This is a genomic window from Priestia sp. 10L35, from assembly GCF_056395685.1.
In genome coordinates this window covers 21,362-40,409 of sequence record NZ_JBFTKA010000016.1, presented here as the reverse complement: position 1 = coordinate 40,409, position 19,048 = coordinate 21,362, and the positions used below count along the sequence as shown (strand labels likewise).

Genomic DNA, 19,048 nt, shown 5'->3' with positions numbered 1-19,048 from the left:
TCTCCACTGATCTTTATTGTCTTATGCTTTTGGCTCTTCATCGTCTGTCTTTGTTTGGATGTTTACTTTAACATCTTCCTCTGTTACGTGACTAGAACGGTCTGGAAGAGTTCCATGATCTACTAAGTGGTTGATTTGCTCAGCGTCTAACGTTTCTACTTCTAACAATGTTTGAGCTACAAGCTCTAACTTGTCACGGTTTTCCGTTAAGATCTGCTTCGCACGCTCATAGCTTTCTTTAATGAAACGTTGGATTTCATTATCAATTTCATGAGCAATCGCATCACTGTAGTTTTGTTCACTGTGTAAATCACGACCTAAGAATACTTGGCCTTGTTGTGATTGACCGAATTGCATTGGTCCTAACTTTTCACTCATACCGTATTCTGTTACCATTTTACGAGCGATGCTTGTTGCACGCTGGAAGTCATTATGAGCACCTGTACTCACTTCGCCGAAAATAATTTCCTCAGCTACGCGACCACCAAGCAATCCAACAATTTTATCCAGCAGCTCTGGCTTCGTCATAAAGTAGCGATCTTCTTTTGGTAACATAACAGCATATCCACCAGCTTGCCCACGTGGAACAATGGTTACTTTATGTACCATATCAGCTTCGTCTAATACGACACCGATAATTGTATGTCCTGCTTCATGATAAGCAACAATATTGCGTTCTTTTTTAGAAATAACTCGACTTTTCTTAGCTGGACCTGCAATTACGCGGTCTGTTGCTTCGTCAATGTCAACCATTTCAATTTTCTTTTTGTCCTGTCTAGCAGCTACTAAGGCAGCTTCGTTTAACAAGTTTTCGAGATCTGCACCTGAGAAACCTGGCGTACGCATAGCAATTGCTTTTAAGTTTACTGATTCATCTAAAGGCTTATTGCGAGCATGTACTTTAAGCACTGCTTCACGGCCATTTACATCTGGACGATCTACCGTAATTTGACGGTCGAAGCGGCCTGGACGTAATAACGCTGGATCTAAGATATCCGGGCGGTTTGTTGCTGCAATGATAATGATACCTTCGTTAGCACCAAAACCATCCATCTCAACAAGCAACTGGTTTAATGTTTGTTCACGCTCATCGTGTCCACCACCAAGACCTGCGCCACGTTGACGACCTACAGCATCGATTTCATCAATAAAGATAATACATGGAGCATTCTTCTTCGCATTTTCGAATAGATCACGAACACGAGAAGCACCGACCCCAACAAACATTTCAACAAAATCTGAACCACTGATAGAGAAGAAAGGAACGCCTGCTTCACCAGCAACAGCTCTTGCTAATAATGTTTTACCAGTACCAGGAGGTCCCACAAGTAAGACACCCTTCGGAATTCTTGCACCTAGCTCTGCGAATTTACGAGGATCTTTTAAGAACTCAACAACTTCCACAAGTTCTTGTTTTTCTTCGTCTGCACCAGCTACGTCTTTAAATTTAACCTTTTTCTTTTCTTCGCTGTAAAGCTTAGCCTTACTTTTACCGAAGTTCATAACGCGGCTTCCGCCACCTTGAGCTTGGTTCAGTAAGAAGAAGAATAGGATGAAAATAATAACAAACGGAATGATTGACGTAAAGAACGTTACCCAGCCGCTTGTTTCATCAGCAGGTTTAAAATCAACTTCTACTTGATTATTTTCTGAAGCAGCGTCAATACGATCAAGTGCTTTGTCACCATCTACGATGTAAGTTTGGAACGTTTGATCCTTTTTATAAGAATCTAACTTCCCTTGCACAACATACACGCCTCTTTCAGGCTTCATAGAGAGTGATTTCACATCACCTTTGTCTAAGTGTTGAACAAATGTATCGTATCTCATTGGTTCTGCTTTTTGATTAGAGCCACTAAAGAAGCTTACCACGCCAATAATGACTAAAAATATAAGTAAATAAAAGATGGTATTACGGAAGATCCGATTCATTTCTTACCTCCTCCCACGATAAACAAATACTGTATTCAATACTAACATAGAACATTTATCCTATCCAATAAATTGCACTTGGATATGTGCTTATTAATTGCTGTATACTTGCGGTTTCAGAACCCCAATATACGGCAGGTTACGATATTTTTCTTGATAATCTAATCCATACCCTACTACGAATGCATCGGGTACTTCAAATCCAACGTAATCTGCTTTAATAGATGCTTTACGACCTGTTGGTTTGTCTAAGAGTGTGACAATCTTAATTGACTTAGCTTTACGGTACTTGAATAACTCTACAAGATAGCTAAGCGTTAAGCCGCTGTCGATAATATCCTCTAAGATAAGAATATCTCGACCTTCAACTGATGTATCTAAATCTTTTAGGATTTTTACTTCACCAGAAGAAACCATCGCATTGCCATAACTTGATACATCCATAAAATCCATTTCTAAATATGTATCAACACGCTTAATTAGATCAGACATAAAAGGCATAGCGCCTTTTAATACACCGATTACCAAAGGAAAACGGTCAGCGTATTCCTTAGATAATAGCTTACCCAATTCTTTTACTTTCTGTTGTATTTCTTCTTCTGAAATCAAAATTTCTTGAATATCCTGCTTCATTCCTTACTTGCCTCCTAGAAGTTTTCGCTACTTATAGTATAAAATAACATATCTGGACTTATGTGTATGCAGTTCATAAGCAGATTTTTTCAAACCAGGTAGCCACAAAATAGTTCCTTGGCTATCTTCCACTACCGGCCAATGATCTCTGAAGTGTAAAGGGATTTTTTCATCGATAAAAATATCCTTTACTTTTTTATGTCCCTTCATGCCCTTTACTCGCATTTTATCGCCATTTTTTCGTGTCCTTACCTTTAATGATTGTAAATCGTGAGCTTCATCTAAAAGAAAAACATCGTTTCCTTTTATATCTTCGACTTTATTATGTATTTCACAAATAAGCTGGTGACCATTTGGAAGCTCGACGACCCCTGGAATCGGAACAATAAATTCATATGGCTCGATGTTCCCCTCATTAAAGGTGAAAAGACAGTCGTTGTAAGATCGGATAATACGTAAACCATTTGGAAAGTCAAGCGTCCCAGACGGTTTTTCACTTTCGCAAAATCCTACTAACATGTCAACATGCGCTGAGGAAAGGGTTGGAGGAATTTCTTTATAGAGATAGTTTAATATTAGTTGAATACCACGCCTTTGTAAAGGCTTGCGTATCCTTAGAAAACAATCTCTATCGATGAGAATTTCATTTTGCAATTTCTTTCTCATTACTTTATTCATCACATCGGTCGTTAATTCCTCTAAGTATGCTTGATCTTCATGCAAGTTCTCGCTAAATTGTTGAAATTTTTCATGTACAGCTGCATTTTCTTGCTTTAAAAATGGCAAAACGTAATGACGAAACCGATTTCTCGTGTACGAGTCTTTCTCATTACTCGGATCAATCCGAGGGGTAAGCCCATGTAGCTTACAGTAGCGATTGATTTCTTCTTTCGTTACGGCTAGGAACGGCCTAATAATAAATCCATCCGCATATGGCCGCTTGGGCTGCATCCCTGCGTATCCATTCATCGTACTGCCTCGGACCATTCGCATTAACATCGTTTCAATCTGATCATCTCCGTGATGTCCTAATGCAAGAAAATTTGCTTTGTGCTTCTTCATAACATGAGTAAAAAATGTATAGCGGCATTCTCTGGCTGCTACTTGAGAAGATAACTTTCTTTCCTTCTGATAGGCAGTAACATCAATCTGCTTCGCCTCACATTTAATATTCAATTGTTTGCAGTAGTTCTGCACATATTCCATGTCTTGCTGTGACTCTTCTCCCCGGAACATATGATCAACATGAGCAGCAATAATAGTGAGAGATTTTTGCTCTTTCAGACTCCATAAGAAATGCAGCAGTGCTAAAGAATCAGGACCACCAGAAATACCTACAACCACTGTAGAGCCTGCGGATAATAACTGATGTTTTGTCATAAAATTGTTCACTTGCTTTTCCATAGGAATGACTCATCCTTATAATGTACACGCAATAATGTATCATTAATTTACTTTATACGAATGACTATAAGGAAAGTTTCACAATTTCTCCAAACTTTATAGCACTTGAATAAATAGATACAAAATATAAATCAACATTACAGACGTACAAAGTAGTAGCGTCTCTAACACGTGAAAACGCTTCTTCTTTACTTTAACACGAGGGGCAGACGGTTGACGAACGTTTTGAGGTTTTGTTCCTTTACTTTTTGCCCCTCTTCTTTTTTCGACCGATAACACCTCTGTTTTCATTTCTTTAGCTGACTTATACTTTCCCGTAACCGCTTGATACAAAACGTCCCCGAAAGGTTCCAACTGCTTTGTTGTTAATATAAATTGTTTTAATTGTTCAGCCGGTTTGTCCGTTTTATTAATTCGCTTGCCATAAGCTGCGTGAATCAAAACCATAGATACAGCAAACAAATCATAGGTCGGTTCTGCTTTTCGGGAGCCAAGCCCCCAGTGCGCCCGATCATAAAAGTCGGTAAATTCTTTTATTGACCGCCCTTGCAGAGTTGTTCCTCCGACGTCAATCCATCGAACTTTTACGGGGTTAGATGTTACGACCAGGTTTTCTGGTTTTAAATCGCCAAATACCCAACCTTCTTCATGAAGGTTTTCCAAGTCTGTTAAGAGTTGACTTGCAAATACTTGCAGCCATTCTGTCCCTCTTGTTGAGATAAAGGAAAGGAGAGGCTGCCCTTTCACATACTCCATTACATAGAAAGAAAGAGCATGAGAACCATAGCTCCAATCATCTACATCAAGTAAGCGCGGTCCTAGCACTTTGTCTTTGACTTGAGAGAGCTTTTTTAATACATTCACTTCTGCTGTAACAGACATGTTGGAAAAGCTTATTTTTAACGCTGCTAGCGTTCCGTTTACTAATTGAACTAAATAGACAACTCCAGTTGCCCCCACGCCTAATTTCTCAAGAATTTTATAATGGACGTGATGCCATTTCCCTTGAATTTCTGTTCCCGGAGATAGGTTACATACCTGATTCTTCAATGTATTGTTCATTATTTTTTAACAACCCTCTCAATGAGCGCTTTTTGGTGAAATAATGAGTAGCCTCTTTGATAGCCGGTCCAGTAGGCGTAATACCTCCTGCTGTTAGTTTTGGAAAAATTGTTGAAAGCGACTCTAATCTTGGATTCCAGTCCATTAGCTTCTCTACATCTTTCTTTTTCCCAGGAAATAAAAAGATTGAAAATTGATTATGCCCCATGCGAGCATTCAAGCTTAACGATAAATCTAACAGTGACTCCTTTACAGTAGGAAGCTTATTTTTCATACTTCCGCTCATGTCAACTAAAATAAGAATCTCTAAGTCAACCGTTTCCCCAAGTTCATCAACAACTTCCATGATTTCTCCTCGCTTCTCAGGAGATAACTCTTCTAATCTTGAATTAGAGGAACCTAGAATTTGCTGAAGCTCTTTATTTACAACGCCTTGAAGTGTTTGCGTCATTGCTTGCCTTGTAACCATTTGAACAGTTTGAGAAAGCTGTTTTACGTAAACAATTTGACTCACGCCACCGCCTGACATGGCAATGCCTTCTATTTCATTCGTGCTTTGCTCATCAATTGTGTCCTCTTCCATCACACCAATAACGTTTACACTAATCCCTTGTTCTTTAGCTAGTGCTGCCATTGCTACCGGATCTTCACCTGTATTCGAACCACCGTCCGTAATGACCAACATCTGTTTCAATGTACCTTTTTTCATAAAAAAATCCCCTCCTCATTATCAGTATTAACATGATAGACGAGGAGGAGATAAAATATACTTCTATCTAACTATTGTGCTTTTTTACGATAAGCGTAAGAAGGAATCGATGACCATTTCGGAGTATTGTGCTGAAGTTTTGCCACAACTACCGTCATATCATCTTCAATCAAACCTGATTTTGTTCGAATAACTTCTTCCATAATTAAGTCTGCAATTTCTTGTGGATCGTTTGTTTGAAGCTCGCCAATTTTTCGCTTCATCCACATTTCGTAGTTCTCAACGTGTTTTGGTCCTTCAAATACGCCATCACTCATCATAATTAATAAGTCTTCGGCCTTCATTTGTTCATTTACAACATCCACTTCAAATTCTTCAATAATGCCCATTGGCAAATTGCTTGCCTGTATTTTAATCACCTTATCTCCACGTTTGATGAAGCTTGGCGTAGAACCGATTTTCAAGAAGTTTACATTGGCATCTTGTAAGTCGATCATCGCTAAATCTAACGTAGAAAAGATTTCATCGTTTGTACGCAGCGATAAAATAGAGTTAATCGATTTAATTGCAATTGTCTCTTCTATTCCTGTTTGTAAAATTTGTTTTAACAGCTGAAGCGTTTCGCTGCTTTCATAGTGGGCACGCTCTCCATTCCCCATACCATCGCTAATAGCTAGTGCATACTTACCAGCGTTTAGCTCAATCATGGAGTAGCTGTCACCGGATACAAACCCTCCGCCTTTAGCAGCATGTGCTACGCCTGTATCAACAACGTACGCTTTTGTACAGCCAAACGAAACGTGGCAATAGCCTTGAGGATATTTAGCACATTCTTCGTTCTTTACTACAATACTTTCACCTAAGATATCTGTAAGCATTGGCGCAATAATCTTCTCGCATTCTCCTCTTCCGTGACAATATGGCACCCACATTTCAATATCTACATTTCCAGGTTCTAAGCTATAAATTTCAATTTGATTGATTTCCATCCCAAAGTTGCGAAGAGCTTCTAAAATCTGTTCTTCTTGTACATTTAAATTTTCGCGCTCTCGCTTAATTTCTTTTGCAAAATTCCCCATGACTTCAGAAACACCGTGAAGCTGTTCTGCTACAATCCTTCTACTTTCTTGAATTTGGGCTTTTAAGTGCTGATTGGCTTTAAAATACGTAAGTTCATGCTCAATCACATCGATGACTTTTTTCGATTTCACACAATGTTTGTCCATTTCTCGAATTAGTCTTGGATTTTGTTCAAGAGTGCCATTATCAACTTCAAGCATAATTTCCTTCATATATTCATAGGTTGTATCAAACTGCTGTGCCCAACATTGTTCTTTTTTAAAACAAAATTGGCACGTCCTTTCGGTAACGCTGCTTAAGAAATAATCGACTTCTTTATCGGCGCTTGGCTTTTCATCATAAAATCCATTTTGCGTAAAGCTTTTGGAAAGTGCTTGAAAAACATTTGAGAACTGTTCTACGCGATTCGCTGTTACATCTCGGATCTTGCGCACGTACTGCTGTTGTTCAAGCATGTTTTCAGATGTCCCTGGTACTAATTTACTCAAGTTTTTCAAAACAAAAGATGGGGTTAATAAAAATAGGACAACAGCCGTCAGTGATTCATACAAATTAGTCGTCAACCCTTGATCTGCCTGAGCATATAGGCCAATTAGCAATGAACCAACAACCAGCCCAAGAGCTGCTCCTAGCTTTTTACCGTCTTTTAAAAGTCCTCCAAGCAAGCCGGAAAAAGCGAGTAAACTCATTTCATACAAACTGGAAACATTCGCGAAGCTTAAAATTAAACCGGTTACGACCCCTACCGTAGCTCCTATCGTGGGGCCAGATACAAACGCAAAAACTAATACTAAGTAACGAGATAATATATGTTCAGCCGAAAGCCCGTAAATCATCCACCCTATTGTCCCCGTCATAACAGATGCCAACAAAATGATTAGAGAAATCACTTCTTCTGTTTTTAATGATTGTTTTCGCTTTCGGTATGAAATTAAAGGCACGCTTTGTAAGAAAATCATGGTTAAGATAAAGCTCAACCCTGCTTCTACTGCCACAAATGTAAAATCATACATGGTGAATTCCTTGGTAAACACATAAAAAATAGTTAGTTTTGTAAGTAACATCGCGCTAAATACAGTGAACGGCAGCTTCTTTAACGGATCCATTGTCAGTATGCCGCTAAATCGATGAATTAGTAAGAAAACAAATAGTGTAGCAAATACGGTACCTCCATTTTGAATGGAAACACTAAATGCCCCTGCCAATACGGCTAAACTTGCTAACGGTGCTTTTTCTTTCTTTATAGCCATTACAGCTGCAAAGAATGGCAAAGCAAATGGCATGATTTTCATTAAAATTAACGCTCGTCCTAATAAAAAACCTACGACTAGCAGCAACAATCCCCATTGAAATAACACCTTTTCCGTTTTCATACCCGCCTTTGTAAACACACGGGACATTTCTAATCTAGTTCGGTTAAATACCGCCTCTGTTGTTGGACTTGCAAAATCTCTTTCCGTCTTTTGCATTCTCCCACCACCCGCTAATTATACTTATTCATTATTATATCGCGGCGAAAGGTGAAATTTTGTCAAACGGACTAGCAAAATACCTATAATCGTTCGACTATTTTCTAGTATTATATTGAAAACTATACAAAAAGATGTACAATCTTACATGGCAATTTAAAAAATATCAGAGATACTGTTTGCCTCAGAGAAAGCCTATGCTCATCATTCTTTTTTAAAAGCAAATAATAGTCTATAAAAATAACAAAAAAGTTATTGACAATAACCCTTCTTTTTTATATTATTATAAATGTCTTTTAGAGAACGTATAATGGCGGTGTAGCTCAGCTGGCTAGAGCGTACGGTTCATACCCGTGAGGTCGGGGGTTCGATCCCCTCCGCCGCTACTCGAATAACGGCCCGTTGGTCAAGCGGTTAAGACACCGCCCTTTCACGGCGGTAACACGGGTTCGAATCCCGTACGGGTCATCAAAAAGCATGTACAACAGTACATGCTTTTTTTCTACTCTTTTTTACATATAAAAAAAGCACCTTTTAGATAAAAGGCACTTTCCAAAAACTCGCTATCTATTTGATATAAGCAGCAAGTTAACCGCGTTTTGCACCGCGTCCACCGCGTTTTGATTCGGTATGGCGTTTTAGGGAAGATAAACGTTCTTCACTGTCTTTTAAGAAACGATTCATTTTTTGTTCGAATGTTTCTTTTGTACGGAAATCATTACCGCCACCACGATTGTTATTACGTTGTGGGCGTGAATCACGTGGACGGTCTGAGCGTGGCGCTCTTGCAGGACGCTCCGGTCTCTCTGGACGTTCTGGTTTGTCTACCGCTTTCTTAATTGAAAGACCAATTTTACCATCTTTCTCAACGTTAATTACTTTGACTTCAACTTCGTCGCCCACTTTTAAATGGTCGTTAATGTCCTTTACGTAATTATCAGCTACTTCACTGATATGAACCAAGCCTGTTGAACCTCCTGGTAACTCAACAAAAGCTCCAAAGTTCGTAATACCTGTTACCTTTCCCTGTAACTTGCTGCCTACTTCGATTGACATAAAAAAAATGCTCCTCCTTAAATGATAAAAGAAATCAATTTATTATATTATACAAAAAGCAAAAATACACTGTCAACGAACCATACGTTTAGTCTTTTTTTACATTAAAGATAATTTCCCCGTCTTCTGATAAAAAATAATCTCTGCGGGCAATCTTTTTAATATAATCATCGTCATTTAACTTGACGATTTCACCTTTTAACTGTTTTTGCTTGCTTTGTAATTTTGTCAGCTGCTGTTCTAATTTCACCTTCTCAGCTTTTTTGTTCTCAATAGCTGAGGTTTGCGTAATTAAAGCTGATACCATCAATCCACCAATGATTAAGGCCAACACTCCGAAAACAGTCAAACGCCTAATTAAACCGATACGCTTTCGATCTGTATTTTGTTTAATTTGCTCTTGTTTATGGCTATAATCAGTATTTAACTTCGCGACCTTTTTTTTTCGTACCGCACTCATTGAATTAGTCGTCCCCCTTGTTTTTTAAAGTGTTCACCCATGCAACGATTCTCATTATCATATTCTTTGCACGATTGTAAATTCCTTCTATATACCGAAAACCCATATGTAAAAATCGTTTTACAGGTTTAGGCACCATTCTCCAAAATACGAAAAGAAGCCACCTGGTCGGTACGTAAATAAGCTTTAGACAGAATACGAGCAACTTATGAACAGCTCGGTAGATCCCTAAAGCGACTACAACTAAAATATGAATAAAGAAGCGGATAGGCTTGACCAAAAAAATATTACTAAGCGTTAAAACACCTCGATATAAACTTAATACGCTCGAGACAGTAAATGTTAATACTTTTAAATACAGTGATTGAAATAAGCTTTGATACGCGGCAAAGCCGCAAAACAAAGCAAGAAACGCATACAAACGCAGTTCTCCTTCATTCACTAAAAACAACACGTAAAAAATGAGAAGAGCTTGCACCATCCAAAACAATACGTCATTCACAAATACAAACCATGGGCGTGATTTAGAGCGATTAACAAAGTAACGATAAGTATCGAGAGAAGCACCTAAACCGCTTCCCATCGATACCATCGCAAGCATTGTATAGAGCTGAATGTTTAAACTCATCGAAACAACTTACTAAAGAATCCTTTAGCCTTCTCCGATTGGTTCTCATCTAAGTAAACTATATCAAAGATTTTTCCTTTTATCGATACAATTCCTTGATCAACGTCTAAATTTTTCATTTGCAGATTTTGCCCTCTAACTGACAAGAAACCCATCACTGTTTCAAGTAAAAATTCCTCATTATCAAAGCTCTCTACCTGCTTCACACCCGTGATATCTAAGAGACGCCGACCCTTCATCACTAAATCATGATTTGGAGTATGGTCTTTGTTTGAATTGCTTGTTTCGTAAAATTGGCTCATATCTTCATCCCCACCTCATTCATTAAGAGCATTCGCTCTTGTTATCTGTTGTTTAAAACATATGAATGAGAAAGGTGATTTAGAACAAGCCTTCATCAGTTATACTTCAGATGAAATACGCTCTTCTTTGACAATTGAGTACAAATTAGCTGCTTCTTCTTTTTTAGCTGCTTCTTGAAGAGCCTCTATTTTAACGGTAATTTTCTTCGTGCCAAATGTGATCGCTAATTCATCTCCTACTTTCACATTTGTGCTTGCTTTTGCAACGATACCATTAATGGTAATACGCCCCTTGTCTGATACTTCTTTTGCTAATGTACGGCGCTTAATTAAACGTGATACTTTTAAAAATTTATCTAACCTCATAATTCCCTCACCTTTCTGTTTTACAAACCTGTTTTTTTTGCTTCTTCCCAAAATTCATCTAACTCTTCTAACGAAAAAGATTCAAATGGTTTTTCAGAAGCTCTCACTTTTTCTTCAATATATTGAAATCGATTTAAAAATTTTGTATTCGTTTTAGCTAATGCAGCTTCAGAGTCGATTTTATAGAATCTTGCAATATTCACTAAAGCAAATAAAATATCTCCAAATTCATCGCTCATTTTTTCTTTATCAGCATGCTGTACTTCCTCTTGGAATTCAGCAAGTTCTTCCTGTACTTTCCCCCACATTGGTTCAACTTCTGACCAATCGAAACCAACTTTTGCAGCTTGTTTTTGGTATCCATGCGCTTTCATTAAAGAAGGCATAGACCCAGGTACAGAAGCTAACAGAGAAGAAGGTTCCTCTCCTTTTTCTTCTTTTTTGATTTCATCCCAATTTTTTAAGACCTCGTCTGCATCATTTACGCTTACTTCACCAAATACATGCGGATGGCGCCTTACCATTTTCTCTGCAACACTGCGAATGACATCATCAATTGAAAACATTCCTTCATCTTCACCGATTTGTGCATGAAGCAATACCTGTAGCAATACATCACCAAGCTCTTCAATCATATTATCGTCATCTTGACGATCAATTGCATCTAATAACTCATAAGACTCTTCTAACAAATAGCGCTTGAGCGATTCATGCGTTTGTTTTTGATCCCAAGGACATCCGTTTGGTCCTCTGAGCGTGGCAATAATCCTTCTGAATGCGTCAAATTGATGGTATAAAATTGTTTCATCTGCTACTGGAGGGACATAAATAGTCGTTAAGTTATTGAGCGACATTTCTCTATCCAATTCATACAGCTTGACCGGCTGGGTTTTTTCTTCGCTGCTTCCCGCTGCTGTTACAATGTAAACGAGGTAATCATCAGGAACATGTTCCATCAGCGTTAGCTTTACCTCTGAGGCAACGAACTGATCGTACACTTGAGCAATTAGAACATGACCGGTTAACTCTATTTCGCTTCGCTTTAAATCTGTTCCGTCTAGTAGCTGAAACCCTTCGATAGGATCGATCTTTAGCGCACCAAAAATTGGGTCTAAGAAGCTTTGTCCTCCTTTAATTTCAACAGGAATGCCTCGTTCTTTTCCTTTTTGTAAAAGTAATTGAACCGTACGTTCTGCCACTAAAGGGTGCCCGGGAACGGCATACACCACTTCTTCTATTGAAGCTTTATCGATTAAATCACTTGATATATGTTCATATACCTGTTCAAATGCATCATAAGATTCGTATACGTCATCATAGGATACATACGTCAAGCCTTCACTTTCTAATTCTTTGATTACAGGATGTTCTTTTGTGCGCATATAAATATGCTTTTCCTGCTGTAGCAAGCGATAAATGCCTACAGGTAGCTGTTCTAAATCGCCTGCTCCTAAACCAATAACTGTTACTTTACCTGTCATTGCTTCACCTTCTTAATTTATTTTTTAATACGTATTTAGCTAAAACACTTCCCATTGGAAGTAAACGTAATTCTTCTTCGGTAAAAATATGTTGTTTCATAATGATAAACAAATAAAACAAACCGCCTATTAAAACACCAGCTCCTGTTTCAACCACTTGTTTGCTTATATCTAAACCATTAGACCATGCAAAGTGATGTAAACAAAATAAATAGCTTTGCAAAAGAACGACCATTGCTATGCCCGTTATAAAAATACCTCCACTCGCCTTTTTCGGAACAAGAAGTACAGCTAGCTTTTTATACAGACAAAATAGATTGATTGCTGCAACGATAGCGAATCCAGTTGAGGAAGCAATGGCTGCTCCTATGGTTTGAAAATCTGGTATTAGCCAAAGATTCAATATCAGTTTGACTGCCATGCCAGCGATGACGGCTATTACAGGCGCGAAAACAGCGCCCATCCCCTGCAGCACAGCTCCAGCAGTTGCTGCTACTGTTGTAAATATAACTAACAAGCTCAAAATTTGTAAAACGTCCGTTCCGTGGGAGTCACCGTATAAAAGCATATTAATGGGTTTCATCAGCGCAATCAAGCCAAAAGCTGCTCCAACTCCGACTACAAGCGATAGACGGAGAGACAGCTGAACTTTTTCAACCACAAATGACAGGTTCTTTTTCGCAATGGCTGAAGAAATAACAGGTACAAGCGAAAGCGAAAAAGCTGTACCTACTACTGTACCTAATTGAATCAACGGAAGACCACGGTCGTAAATACCTTTTAAAATTTGTGCTGCTTCTTCAGCCATGCCGTGCGCCGTTAGACTAGAATATAAAGTAAAGGAGTCAATAAGCTGGATAAACAGCAGACCCATACCGCTAATACAAATTAATAAGCCTTGAATAACAAGGATTTTAAATATTCTCTTGATGTCTGCTTTTTTTATGCGTTGAAATACTCCCTTAGAATTTGTCTTTGTTCTAAAAACAAATAAAAATAAAATAACAAGGGATGTTATACCGCCTGTTATAGAACCAAAAATAGCTCCCGCCCCTGCAGTATATAAATCATAACCATGTTGGATCAAGAAAATAGACAGATACAAAATAGTCCCTACCCGTACAACTTGTTCTGCAATTTGAGACAACGCTGTAGGAAACATATTATGTAACCCTTGATAATAACCACGAATAACAGCAATAAACGGAATAAGTAAAAAGGAAAATGAAATAATTTGAATGAGAACTGTTAACTTACGATCTCCCATCCATTCGGCAATCGTTTCTGCGAAAATATATTCGAACGCAAATATCGTGCAGCCTACTACAAATAAAAAAGCAAACGAAACTTGAAGTATTCCTCGGATTTCCTTTCTCCGATTTGTTACCGCATACTCAGCTACTAACTTTGAAATAATTACAGGGAAACCATATGTACCTAGCTGTAGCGCAATTCCATATAGCGGATAAACTTGCTGATAGATATAAAACCCTATATCTCCCGCGATATGGTGATATGGAATACGATAAGTGGCACTTAAGATTTTCGTAAATAAACCTGCGAGCGTTAAAATAACGGCGCCGTTAAAAATAGAATAGAGCTTTGATTGTTTCTGCATTCCTACACCTTTCACCTGCAGCTTGTAATGATATGAACAACTCTTTTTATTAGCCTCTAACCGCAATAGAATAGAGCTTTGTTCTTATAAAACATCCTGCACTTTCCAATAAATAAAATACCGTACCATTATATCATGTTCTCTTTATTTCTAAGGTAAGACAGCATGAAAAAAGGCAGCAGAAACTGCTACCTTTTCAGTAAATAATGTAAAATAAAGATAATTACGCTTACTGCTCCATTTGACGAGATAAGAAGCTAGCTGCTGTTTCGGCCGCTTTATGCTCTACTTCACCAAGAGACTTATCTTTTGAGAAAATGACAACAGCTCCAATCGGATCTCCATTTGCAATAATCGGACCGATTGTGTAAGAAGAAATATTTTCTTCGTATCCATCGACAAATTCCAGGTTTTTCCCATCAGTTACTAAAGAAGAACTGCGGCTTTCCATAACAGATTCCACTAACGAACTAATGTTTTTATTTAAGTATTCTTTTTTAGAACTTCCTGCTACCGCAATAAATACATCGCGGTCACAAATAAGTACAGGATGACCCAAGCTATCGTATAGCGCTTCGCCATACTCTTTTGCAAAGTCTCCTAATTCACTAATTGGCGAATATTTCTTTAAAATAACTTCTCCATCACGATCGACGAAAATCTCTAGCGGATCTCCCTCTCGGATGCGAAGCGTTCTTCTAATTTCTTTTGGAATCACAACGCGACCCAAATCATCAATACGACGAACAATACCTGTTGCTTTCATTCATTGAAGCCTCTCTTTCATATGATGATTAAAATAGTTGGTGAATATCACTGATGGCTATATGATAAAAGGTTCACCTTTGTTGAGGTTAGTATTCTTCACTCTACAACTTCTATTCACCAACCATCTCTTTTTTTGTTAAAAAGTGTGCTTTTATTAAAAAAATGTCCAAAAAACCGCCAAAACATGGGGATTTGGCGGTTTTTATTTCGGCTATATAAAAAGAAGGCTCAAAAATGAGCCTTCTTTTTAATTCGTAACTTGTTCTTTTTTAACAGTGGCTACTCCTTTTACTAACTGATACACAATATTGAGCCATTCTTTTTGAGCAAGTCCTTTTACATTAACCACTAATTTTACTTTCTTGCCTTCCATACCTAAGCTGACCATTCTGCCAAATTGATCACCTAGCATGAATAATTTTTGGCCGTCTACCGTTGAGCTCGCTTCTTCAGACAGCAGAATAGAAATTTCTTGTTTTGACTGAAGAATAGATTCTACTAAGTTCTGTGTTGCATATACTTTTGTTTCAGCTACTTTAAACAAATACTCAACCTCAGCCGGATACTCTCCAAAACGATCAATCATTTCATCCTGCAATTCTTGAATATCTTCTAGTGCTTCAATTCCTCTAAAGCGCTTATACATCTCAATTTTCAAGCGGCCGTCTGTAATGTACTGATCAGGAATATATGCGTCTAAGTCCAGATTCATTTCCACATTAAATTTCACACTTTCTCCGTCAGACCCGCGTCTTTCCTCTATCGCTTCTTTAAGCATTTGCGAGTAGAGATCGAAACCGACAGAATCGATAAATCCATGCTGCTGAGCACCCAGTAAGTTTCCGGCACCACGTATTGAAAGATCACGCATAGCAATTTTAAAACCAGAACCTAATTCGGTGAATTCTTTAATAGCTTGCAGACGCTTTTCAGCTACTTCTGTCAGTACTTTGTCTTTGTGATACGTAAAGTACGCATATGCCACGCGATTTGAACGACCTACACGCCCTCTTAATTGATACAGTTGTGATAATCCCATCTTATCAGCATTATTGACAATAAGCGTATTTACATTGGGAATATCTACTCCCGTTTCGATAATGGTTGTACTCACAATCACGTCATATTCGCCTTCTAAAAAGCTTAAGATAACCGCTTCGAGTTCGGTTTCATTCATTTTTCCATGGGCATACGTTACCCTAGCATCAGGCACGAGCATCGAAATTTCTTCTGCTTTTCGTTCAATATCTTCTACGCGATTATATAAAAAGTAAACTTGGCCATCACGCGCTAACTCACGCTCAATCGCTTCACGAACTAAAACCGGATTATACTCCACTACATATGTTTGAACCGGAAAACGATTTTCAGGCGGCGTTTCAATAACAGACAAATCCCTTACGCCCAACATAGACATATGTAATGTTCGTGGAATAGGTGTTGCTGTAAGTGTAAGGACATCAACGTTTGCTTTCATTTGCTTGATTTTTTCCTTGTGCGTTACACCAAAACGCTGCTCTTCATCGATAACTAACAATCCTAAATCTTTATAAATCACGTCTTTAGATAGTAAACGATGTGTACCAATCACCACATCTACGGTCCCGTTTTTTAGCCCTTTAATTGTTTCTTGCTGCTGTTTACGACTGCGAAAGCGGCTCAATAGCCCAATGTTGATTGGATAGTCTTGAAAACGCTCACGGATGGTTTCATAGTGCTGCTGAGCTAAAATAGTGGTTGGCACTAAAATAGCCACTTGTTTTCCATCTGTCACAGCTTTAAATGCAGCACGAATGGCTACTTCTGTTTTTCCATATCCAACGTCTCCACAAAGCAAACGATCCATTGGTCTTTCATGTTCCATATCCTTTTTAATTTCTTGTACAGAACGAAGCTGATCTTCGGTTTCTTGATAAGGGAAAGCTGTTTCAAATTCTCTTTGTAAATCGCCATCCGGGGAAAATGCATAACCTTTACTTGCTTCACGCTCTGCATACAGTTTAATTAAGTCATCAGCGATGTCTTGAACAGAAGACTCAACTTTTCGTTTCACTTTCTTCCAGTCATTTCCGCCAAGTTTATATACTTTTGGCTCTTTCCCTTCAGAGCCTACATATTTTTGTACTTGATCAATCTGTTCAACAGGAACGTACAGCTTGTCAGAGCCTTCATATTTGATATGGATATAATCTTTATGATTACCGTTAATCTCTAACGTTTCCATTCCTAAATAACGGCCAATACCGTGGTTTACGTGAACGACATAGTCACCTACGTTTAACTCTGAATAGCTTTTAATACGTTCTGCATTGGAAAGCTTTTGACGACGCTTTGATTTCTTTACCCGTTTTTTAAACAATTCTTCCTCGGTTAAAACAGCTAATTTTTGCATCGGCAGTTCAAAGCCCATTTGTAAATCGCCTTCAATAATTTGAACAAGACCTGGCACAAGCTGACCATTTCCATCTAAAATAGATGAATCAATATCATAATCTGCTAGCACACCTTCAAGTTTTTTCACGCGCTCTTTATCTGCTCCTAAGAGGACTACCGTATAATTAGCATTTTTCCAACGTTCAATTTCACTTTTTAATAAGTTCATTTGGCCGTAAAACTGCTGCATCTGCTTACATGAAATATTAATAATATTTTGCGGACTCGTATACGATACGTGCTTCAAAAATAACGATAAGTATAAAAACTGATGTTTTGCTCGCTGAATAAGAGATGGGAGCTTATGAGATAATTGAACGTCTCGAACAATTTGCCCCTGTCCTAATAATTCAGTTATCCATTCAGCTTCCTCTGTTTCAAGCTGATCAGACGTTTCTTGAATTCGAGTGGTTTCATCAAAGATGACAAGGCCGCCTTCTGGTAAATAATCTAGTAAACTAGCAGGCGATTCGTAGAAGAATGATAAATACTTGAACATATTTTCAAGAAGCTGACCTTGACGCAGCTGTTCGATTTCACCTTTAATATTTTCTGTTAAGGTAGCTTTTAGCGCTGCGTTTTTTACTTGTTGCAGCGTCGAAGCCAGCTGTGCTTCTAGTTCTTCAATTCCTTGGGCCACTTCATTTTGGTTCACAATGATTTCCGTAGCAGGACCGATTGAAATTTCTTTTAACTGCTCTTGAGAGCGTTGATCCTCGATTGTAAAAGTACGAATGGAATCAATCTCCGTATCAAATAGCTCAATTCGGACAGGTAGCTCTTCTGTTAACGGATAAATGTCAATGATTCCTCCGCGCACACTAAACTCACCCGGAGCTGAAACCATCGATGCCCGCTCATAGCCCAACTCAACTAACCTTTTTAAATAATGATCAACGTCGATGTCAATTCCCATTTGAAACGGCAGCTGTGTTTGCTCCCATCTTGCTTTAGGAGGCAGCAACTTTCGAATTCCTGCAAGCGGTGTTACAACTACTCCACCTGTATGTTGACTCCAATAATTGAGTACTTCAATTCGCTGAGCCTTTAATTCTGGACTTGCAATCCCCACCTCTGTAGCAACTAAATCGTTAACAGGGTATAAGAAAACGTCTTTTTCCGGTAAAAGATGCAAAAGGTCTTCATACACTTTTTGAGCTTGATATAAATTATGAGTCACTACTAATAAGGGGTATTTTTTATCCTCATTTAAGAGTGCCATTAATACAGATCGAGCTGAACCGGAAATTCCCGTTACTAACTGTTCTTTCAAACCTTCTTCTAAACTGCTGACAACAGCTCCAATTTCTTTATTTTCTTCAAATTGCTGTCTAATCCCTCGCAAAGGAATTCCCTCCTCCCATGATATGTCTAAACTAAACAGAAAAACGCTTTGGTTTGAGACCAAAGCTTTTTATTGTATAAATGTTTCGTACTGATGATAGTCTGGATTTCGTTCTAGCGCTTCTTGACAGTCTTCACAAATAATTTTAACCACGATATCTCCACTATTATGGTAGTGAATAAAGTCTTTTCGTTCATCTGCGGTTAGGTGATTAAAACCGAGCGCTTCTGTATTGTGAGCTGTCTTTTCTATCATACCGACTTTTGCGCCACAATGTCTACAGAAATAATGAATAGACATAC

Annotated in this window: 16 protein-coding genes and 2 tRNA genes; 2 read left to right on the top strand and 16 right to left on the bottom strand. The window is 38.3% G+C overall.

The window, feature by feature from the left end; all coding sequences use genetic code 11:
* Positions 1-21 precede the first annotated feature (21 nt).
* From ftsH to spoIIE, 6 genes are all read right to left on the bottom strand, one after another.
* A complete protein-coding gene (gene ftsH, locus AC1DEF_RS27185; RefSeq protein ID WP_097825371.1) occupies positions 22-1,932 on the bottom strand; it encodes an ATP-dependent zinc metalloprotease FtsH in 1,911 nt (636 codons plus the stop codon).
* A gap of 93 nt (positions 1,933-2,025) precedes the next feature.
* Entirely contained in the window at positions 2,026-2,565 is a 540-nt protein-coding gene (gene hpt / locus AC1DEF_RS27180) for a hypoxanthine phosphoribosyltransferase (protein WP_097825372.1), read from the bottom strand.
* A 27-nt stretch (positions 2,566-2,592) separates the two neighbouring features.
* A complete protein-coding gene (gene tilS / locus AC1DEF_RS27175) occupies positions 2,593-3,969 on the bottom strand; it encodes a tRNA lysidine(34) synthetase TilS (protein WP_013081349.1) in 1,377 nt (458 codons plus the stop codon).
* A gap of 96 nt (positions 3,970-4,065) precedes the next feature.
* Positions 4,066-5,031, bottom strand: a complete 966-nt coding sequence (locus AC1DEF_RS27170) for a protein kinase domain-containing protein (protein WP_097825373.1) — start codon at positions 5,029-5,031, stop codon at positions 4,066-4,068.
* The gene (locus tag AC1DEF_RS27165) at positions 5,000-5,740 is read right to left on the bottom strand and encodes a VWA domain-containing protein (protein WP_013054881.1); all 741 of its coding nucleotides are present in this window, start codon (positions 5,738-5,740) and stop codon (positions 5,000-5,002) included. The genes AC1DEF_RS27170 and AC1DEF_RS27165 overlap by 32 nt, the downstream gene beginning before the upstream one ends.
* 71 nt (positions 5,741-5,811) lie before the next feature.
* Positions 5,812-8,289 carry a stage II sporulation protein E gene (spoIIE, locus tag AC1DEF_RS27160; protein ID WP_013054880.1) on the bottom strand — a complete coding sequence of 826 codons (2,478 nt, stop codon included), beginning with the start codon at positions 8,287-8,289 and terminating at the stop codon, positions 5,812-5,814.
* Positions 8,290-8,601: 312 nt separating this feature from the next.
* Between spoIIE and AC1DEF_RS27155 the strand changes: the two genes are divergently transcribed.
* Positions 8,602-8,675 (top strand) — tRNA-Met (locus AC1DEF_RS27155).
* Between the two features lie 10 nt (positions 8,676-8,685).
* A tRNA-Glu gene (locus tag AC1DEF_RS27150) sits at positions 8,686-8,757 on the top strand.
* A gap of 120 nt (positions 8,758-8,877) precedes the next feature.
* On the opposite strand, the gene AC1DEF_RS27145 is transcribed toward AC1DEF_RS27150, so the two are convergent.
* From AC1DEF_RS27145 to AC1DEF_RS27100, 10 genes are all read right to left on the bottom strand, one after another.
* Positions 8,878-9,345 (bottom strand): S1 domain-containing RNA-binding protein, encoded by a 468-nt coding sequence (locus AC1DEF_RS27145; RefSeq protein WP_013054879.1) that lies wholly within the window; start codon positions 9,343-9,345, stop codon positions 8,878-8,880.
* An 88-nt stretch (positions 9,346-9,433) separates the two neighbouring features.
* On the bottom strand, positions 9,434-9,805 hold the full coding sequence (locus AC1DEF_RS27140) for an FtsB family cell division protein (RefSeq protein WP_013054878.1): 372 nt from the start codon (positions 9,803-9,805) through the stop codon (positions 9,434-9,436).
* Positions 9,806-9,809: 4 nt separating this feature from the next.
* Entirely contained in the window at positions 9,810-10,433 is a 624-nt protein-coding gene (yabQ, locus tag AC1DEF_RS27135) for a spore cortex biosynthesis protein YabQ (RefSeq protein WP_097825374.1), read from the bottom strand.
* Positions 10,430-10,735 (bottom strand): sporulation protein YabP, encoded by a 306-nt coding sequence (gene yabP / locus AC1DEF_RS27130; RefSeq protein ID WP_013054876.1) that lies wholly within the window; start codon positions 10,733-10,735, stop codon positions 10,430-10,432. Before yabP ends, yabQ begins: the two co-directional genes overlap by 4 nt.
* Positions 10,736-10,834: 99 nt before the next feature.
* Positions 10,835-11,101 carry an RNA-binding S4 domain-containing protein gene (locus AC1DEF_RS27125; protein ID WP_013054875.1) on the bottom strand — a complete coding sequence of 89 codons (267 nt, stop codon included), beginning with the start codon at positions 11,099-11,101 and terminating at the stop codon, positions 10,835-10,837.
* 20 nt (positions 11,102-11,121) lie between these two features.
* The gene (gene yabN / locus AC1DEF_RS27120) at positions 11,122-12,582 is read right to left on the bottom strand and encodes a bifunctional methyltransferase/pyrophosphohydrolase YabN (RefSeq protein WP_097825375.1); all 1,461 of its coding nucleotides are present in this window, start codon (positions 12,580-12,582) and stop codon (positions 11,122-11,124) included.
* Between the two features lie 4 nt (positions 12,583-12,586).
* On the bottom strand, positions 12,587-14,200 hold the full coding sequence (locus tag AC1DEF_RS27115) for a putative polysaccharide biosynthesis protein (protein ID WP_097825376.1): 1,614 nt from the start codon (positions 14,198-14,200) through the stop codon (positions 12,587-12,589).
* Positions 14,201-14,429: 229 nt separating this feature from the next.
* Positions 14,430-14,966: a stage V sporulation protein T gene (gene spoVT, locus AC1DEF_RS27110; protein WP_013054872.1), complete on the bottom strand. Its 537-nt coding sequence runs from the start codon at positions 14,964-14,966 to the stop codon at positions 14,430-14,432.
* A gap of 249 nt (positions 14,967-15,215) precedes the next feature.
* Positions 15,216-18,746 carry a transcription-repair coupling factor gene (gene mfd, locus AC1DEF_RS27105; RefSeq protein WP_016762704.1) on the bottom strand — a complete coding sequence of 1,177 codons (3,531 nt, stop codon included), beginning with the start codon at positions 18,744-18,746 and terminating at the stop codon, positions 15,216-15,218.
* A 69-nt stretch (positions 18,747-18,815) separates the two neighbouring features.
* The gene (locus tag AC1DEF_RS27100) at positions 18,816-19,046 is read right to left on the bottom strand and encodes an anti-sigma-F factor Fin family protein (RefSeq protein WP_013054869.1); all 231 of its coding nucleotides are present in this window, start codon (positions 19,044-19,046) and stop codon (positions 18,816-18,818) included.
* Positions 19,047-19,048 lie beyond the last annotated feature (2 nt).

Coding starts and splice junctions, on each gene's coding strand:
- tilS (WP_013081349.1), bottom strand. CDS start 3,969: ATGGAAAAGCAAGTGAACAATTTTATGACAAAACATCAGTTATTATCC.
- AC1DEF_RS27145 (WP_013054879.1), bottom strand. CDS start 9,345: ATGTCAATCGAAGTAGGCAGCAAGTTACAGGGAAAGGTAACAGGTATT.
- AC1DEF_RS27140 (WP_013054878.1), bottom strand. CDS start 9,805: ATGAGTGCGGTACGAAAAAAAAAGGTCGCGAAGTTAAATACTGATTAT.
- AC1DEF_RS27165 (WP_013054881.1), bottom strand. CDS start 5,740: ATGAAAAAAGGTACATTGAAACAGATGTTGGTCATTACGGACGGTGGT.
- AC1DEF_RS27100 (WP_013054869.1), bottom strand. CDS start 19,046: ATGTCTATTCATTATTTCTGTAGACATTGTGGCGCAAAAGTCGGTATG.
- spoIIE (WP_013054880.1), bottom strand. CDS start 8,289: ATGCAAAAGACGGAAAGAGATTTTGCAAGTCCAACAACAGAGGCGGTA.
- yabP (WP_013054876.1), bottom strand. CDS start 10,735: ATGAGCCAATTTTACGAAACAAGCAATTCAAACAAAGACCATACTCCA.
- yabQ (WP_097825374.1), bottom strand. CDS start 10,433: ATGAGTTTAAACATTCAGCTCTATACAATGCTTGCGATGGTATCGATG.
- ftsH (WP_097825371.1), bottom strand. CDS start 1,932: ATGAATCGGATCTTCCGTAATACCATCTTTTATTTACTTATATTTTTA.
- spoVT (WP_013054872.1), bottom strand. CDS start 14,966: ATGAAAGCAACAGGTATTGTTCGTCGTATTGATGATTTGGGTCGCGTT.
- yabN (WP_097825375.1), bottom strand. CDS start 12,582: ATGACAGGTAAAGTAACAGTTATTGGTTTAGGAGCAGGCGATTTAGAA.
- AC1DEF_RS27125 (WP_013054875.1), bottom strand. CDS start 11,101: ATGAGGTTAGATAAATTTTTAAAAGTATCACGTTTAATTAAGCGCCGT.
- hpt (WP_097825372.1), bottom strand. CDS start 2,565: ATGAAGCAGGATATTCAAGAAATTTTGATTTCAGAAGAAGAAATACAA.
- AC1DEF_RS27115 (WP_097825376.1), bottom strand. CDS start 14,200: ATGCAGAAACAATCAAAGCTCTATTCTATTTTTAACGGCGCCGTTATT.
- AC1DEF_RS27170 (WP_097825373.1), bottom strand. CDS start 5,031: ATGAACAATACATTGAAGAATCAGGTATGTAACCTATCTCCGGGAACA.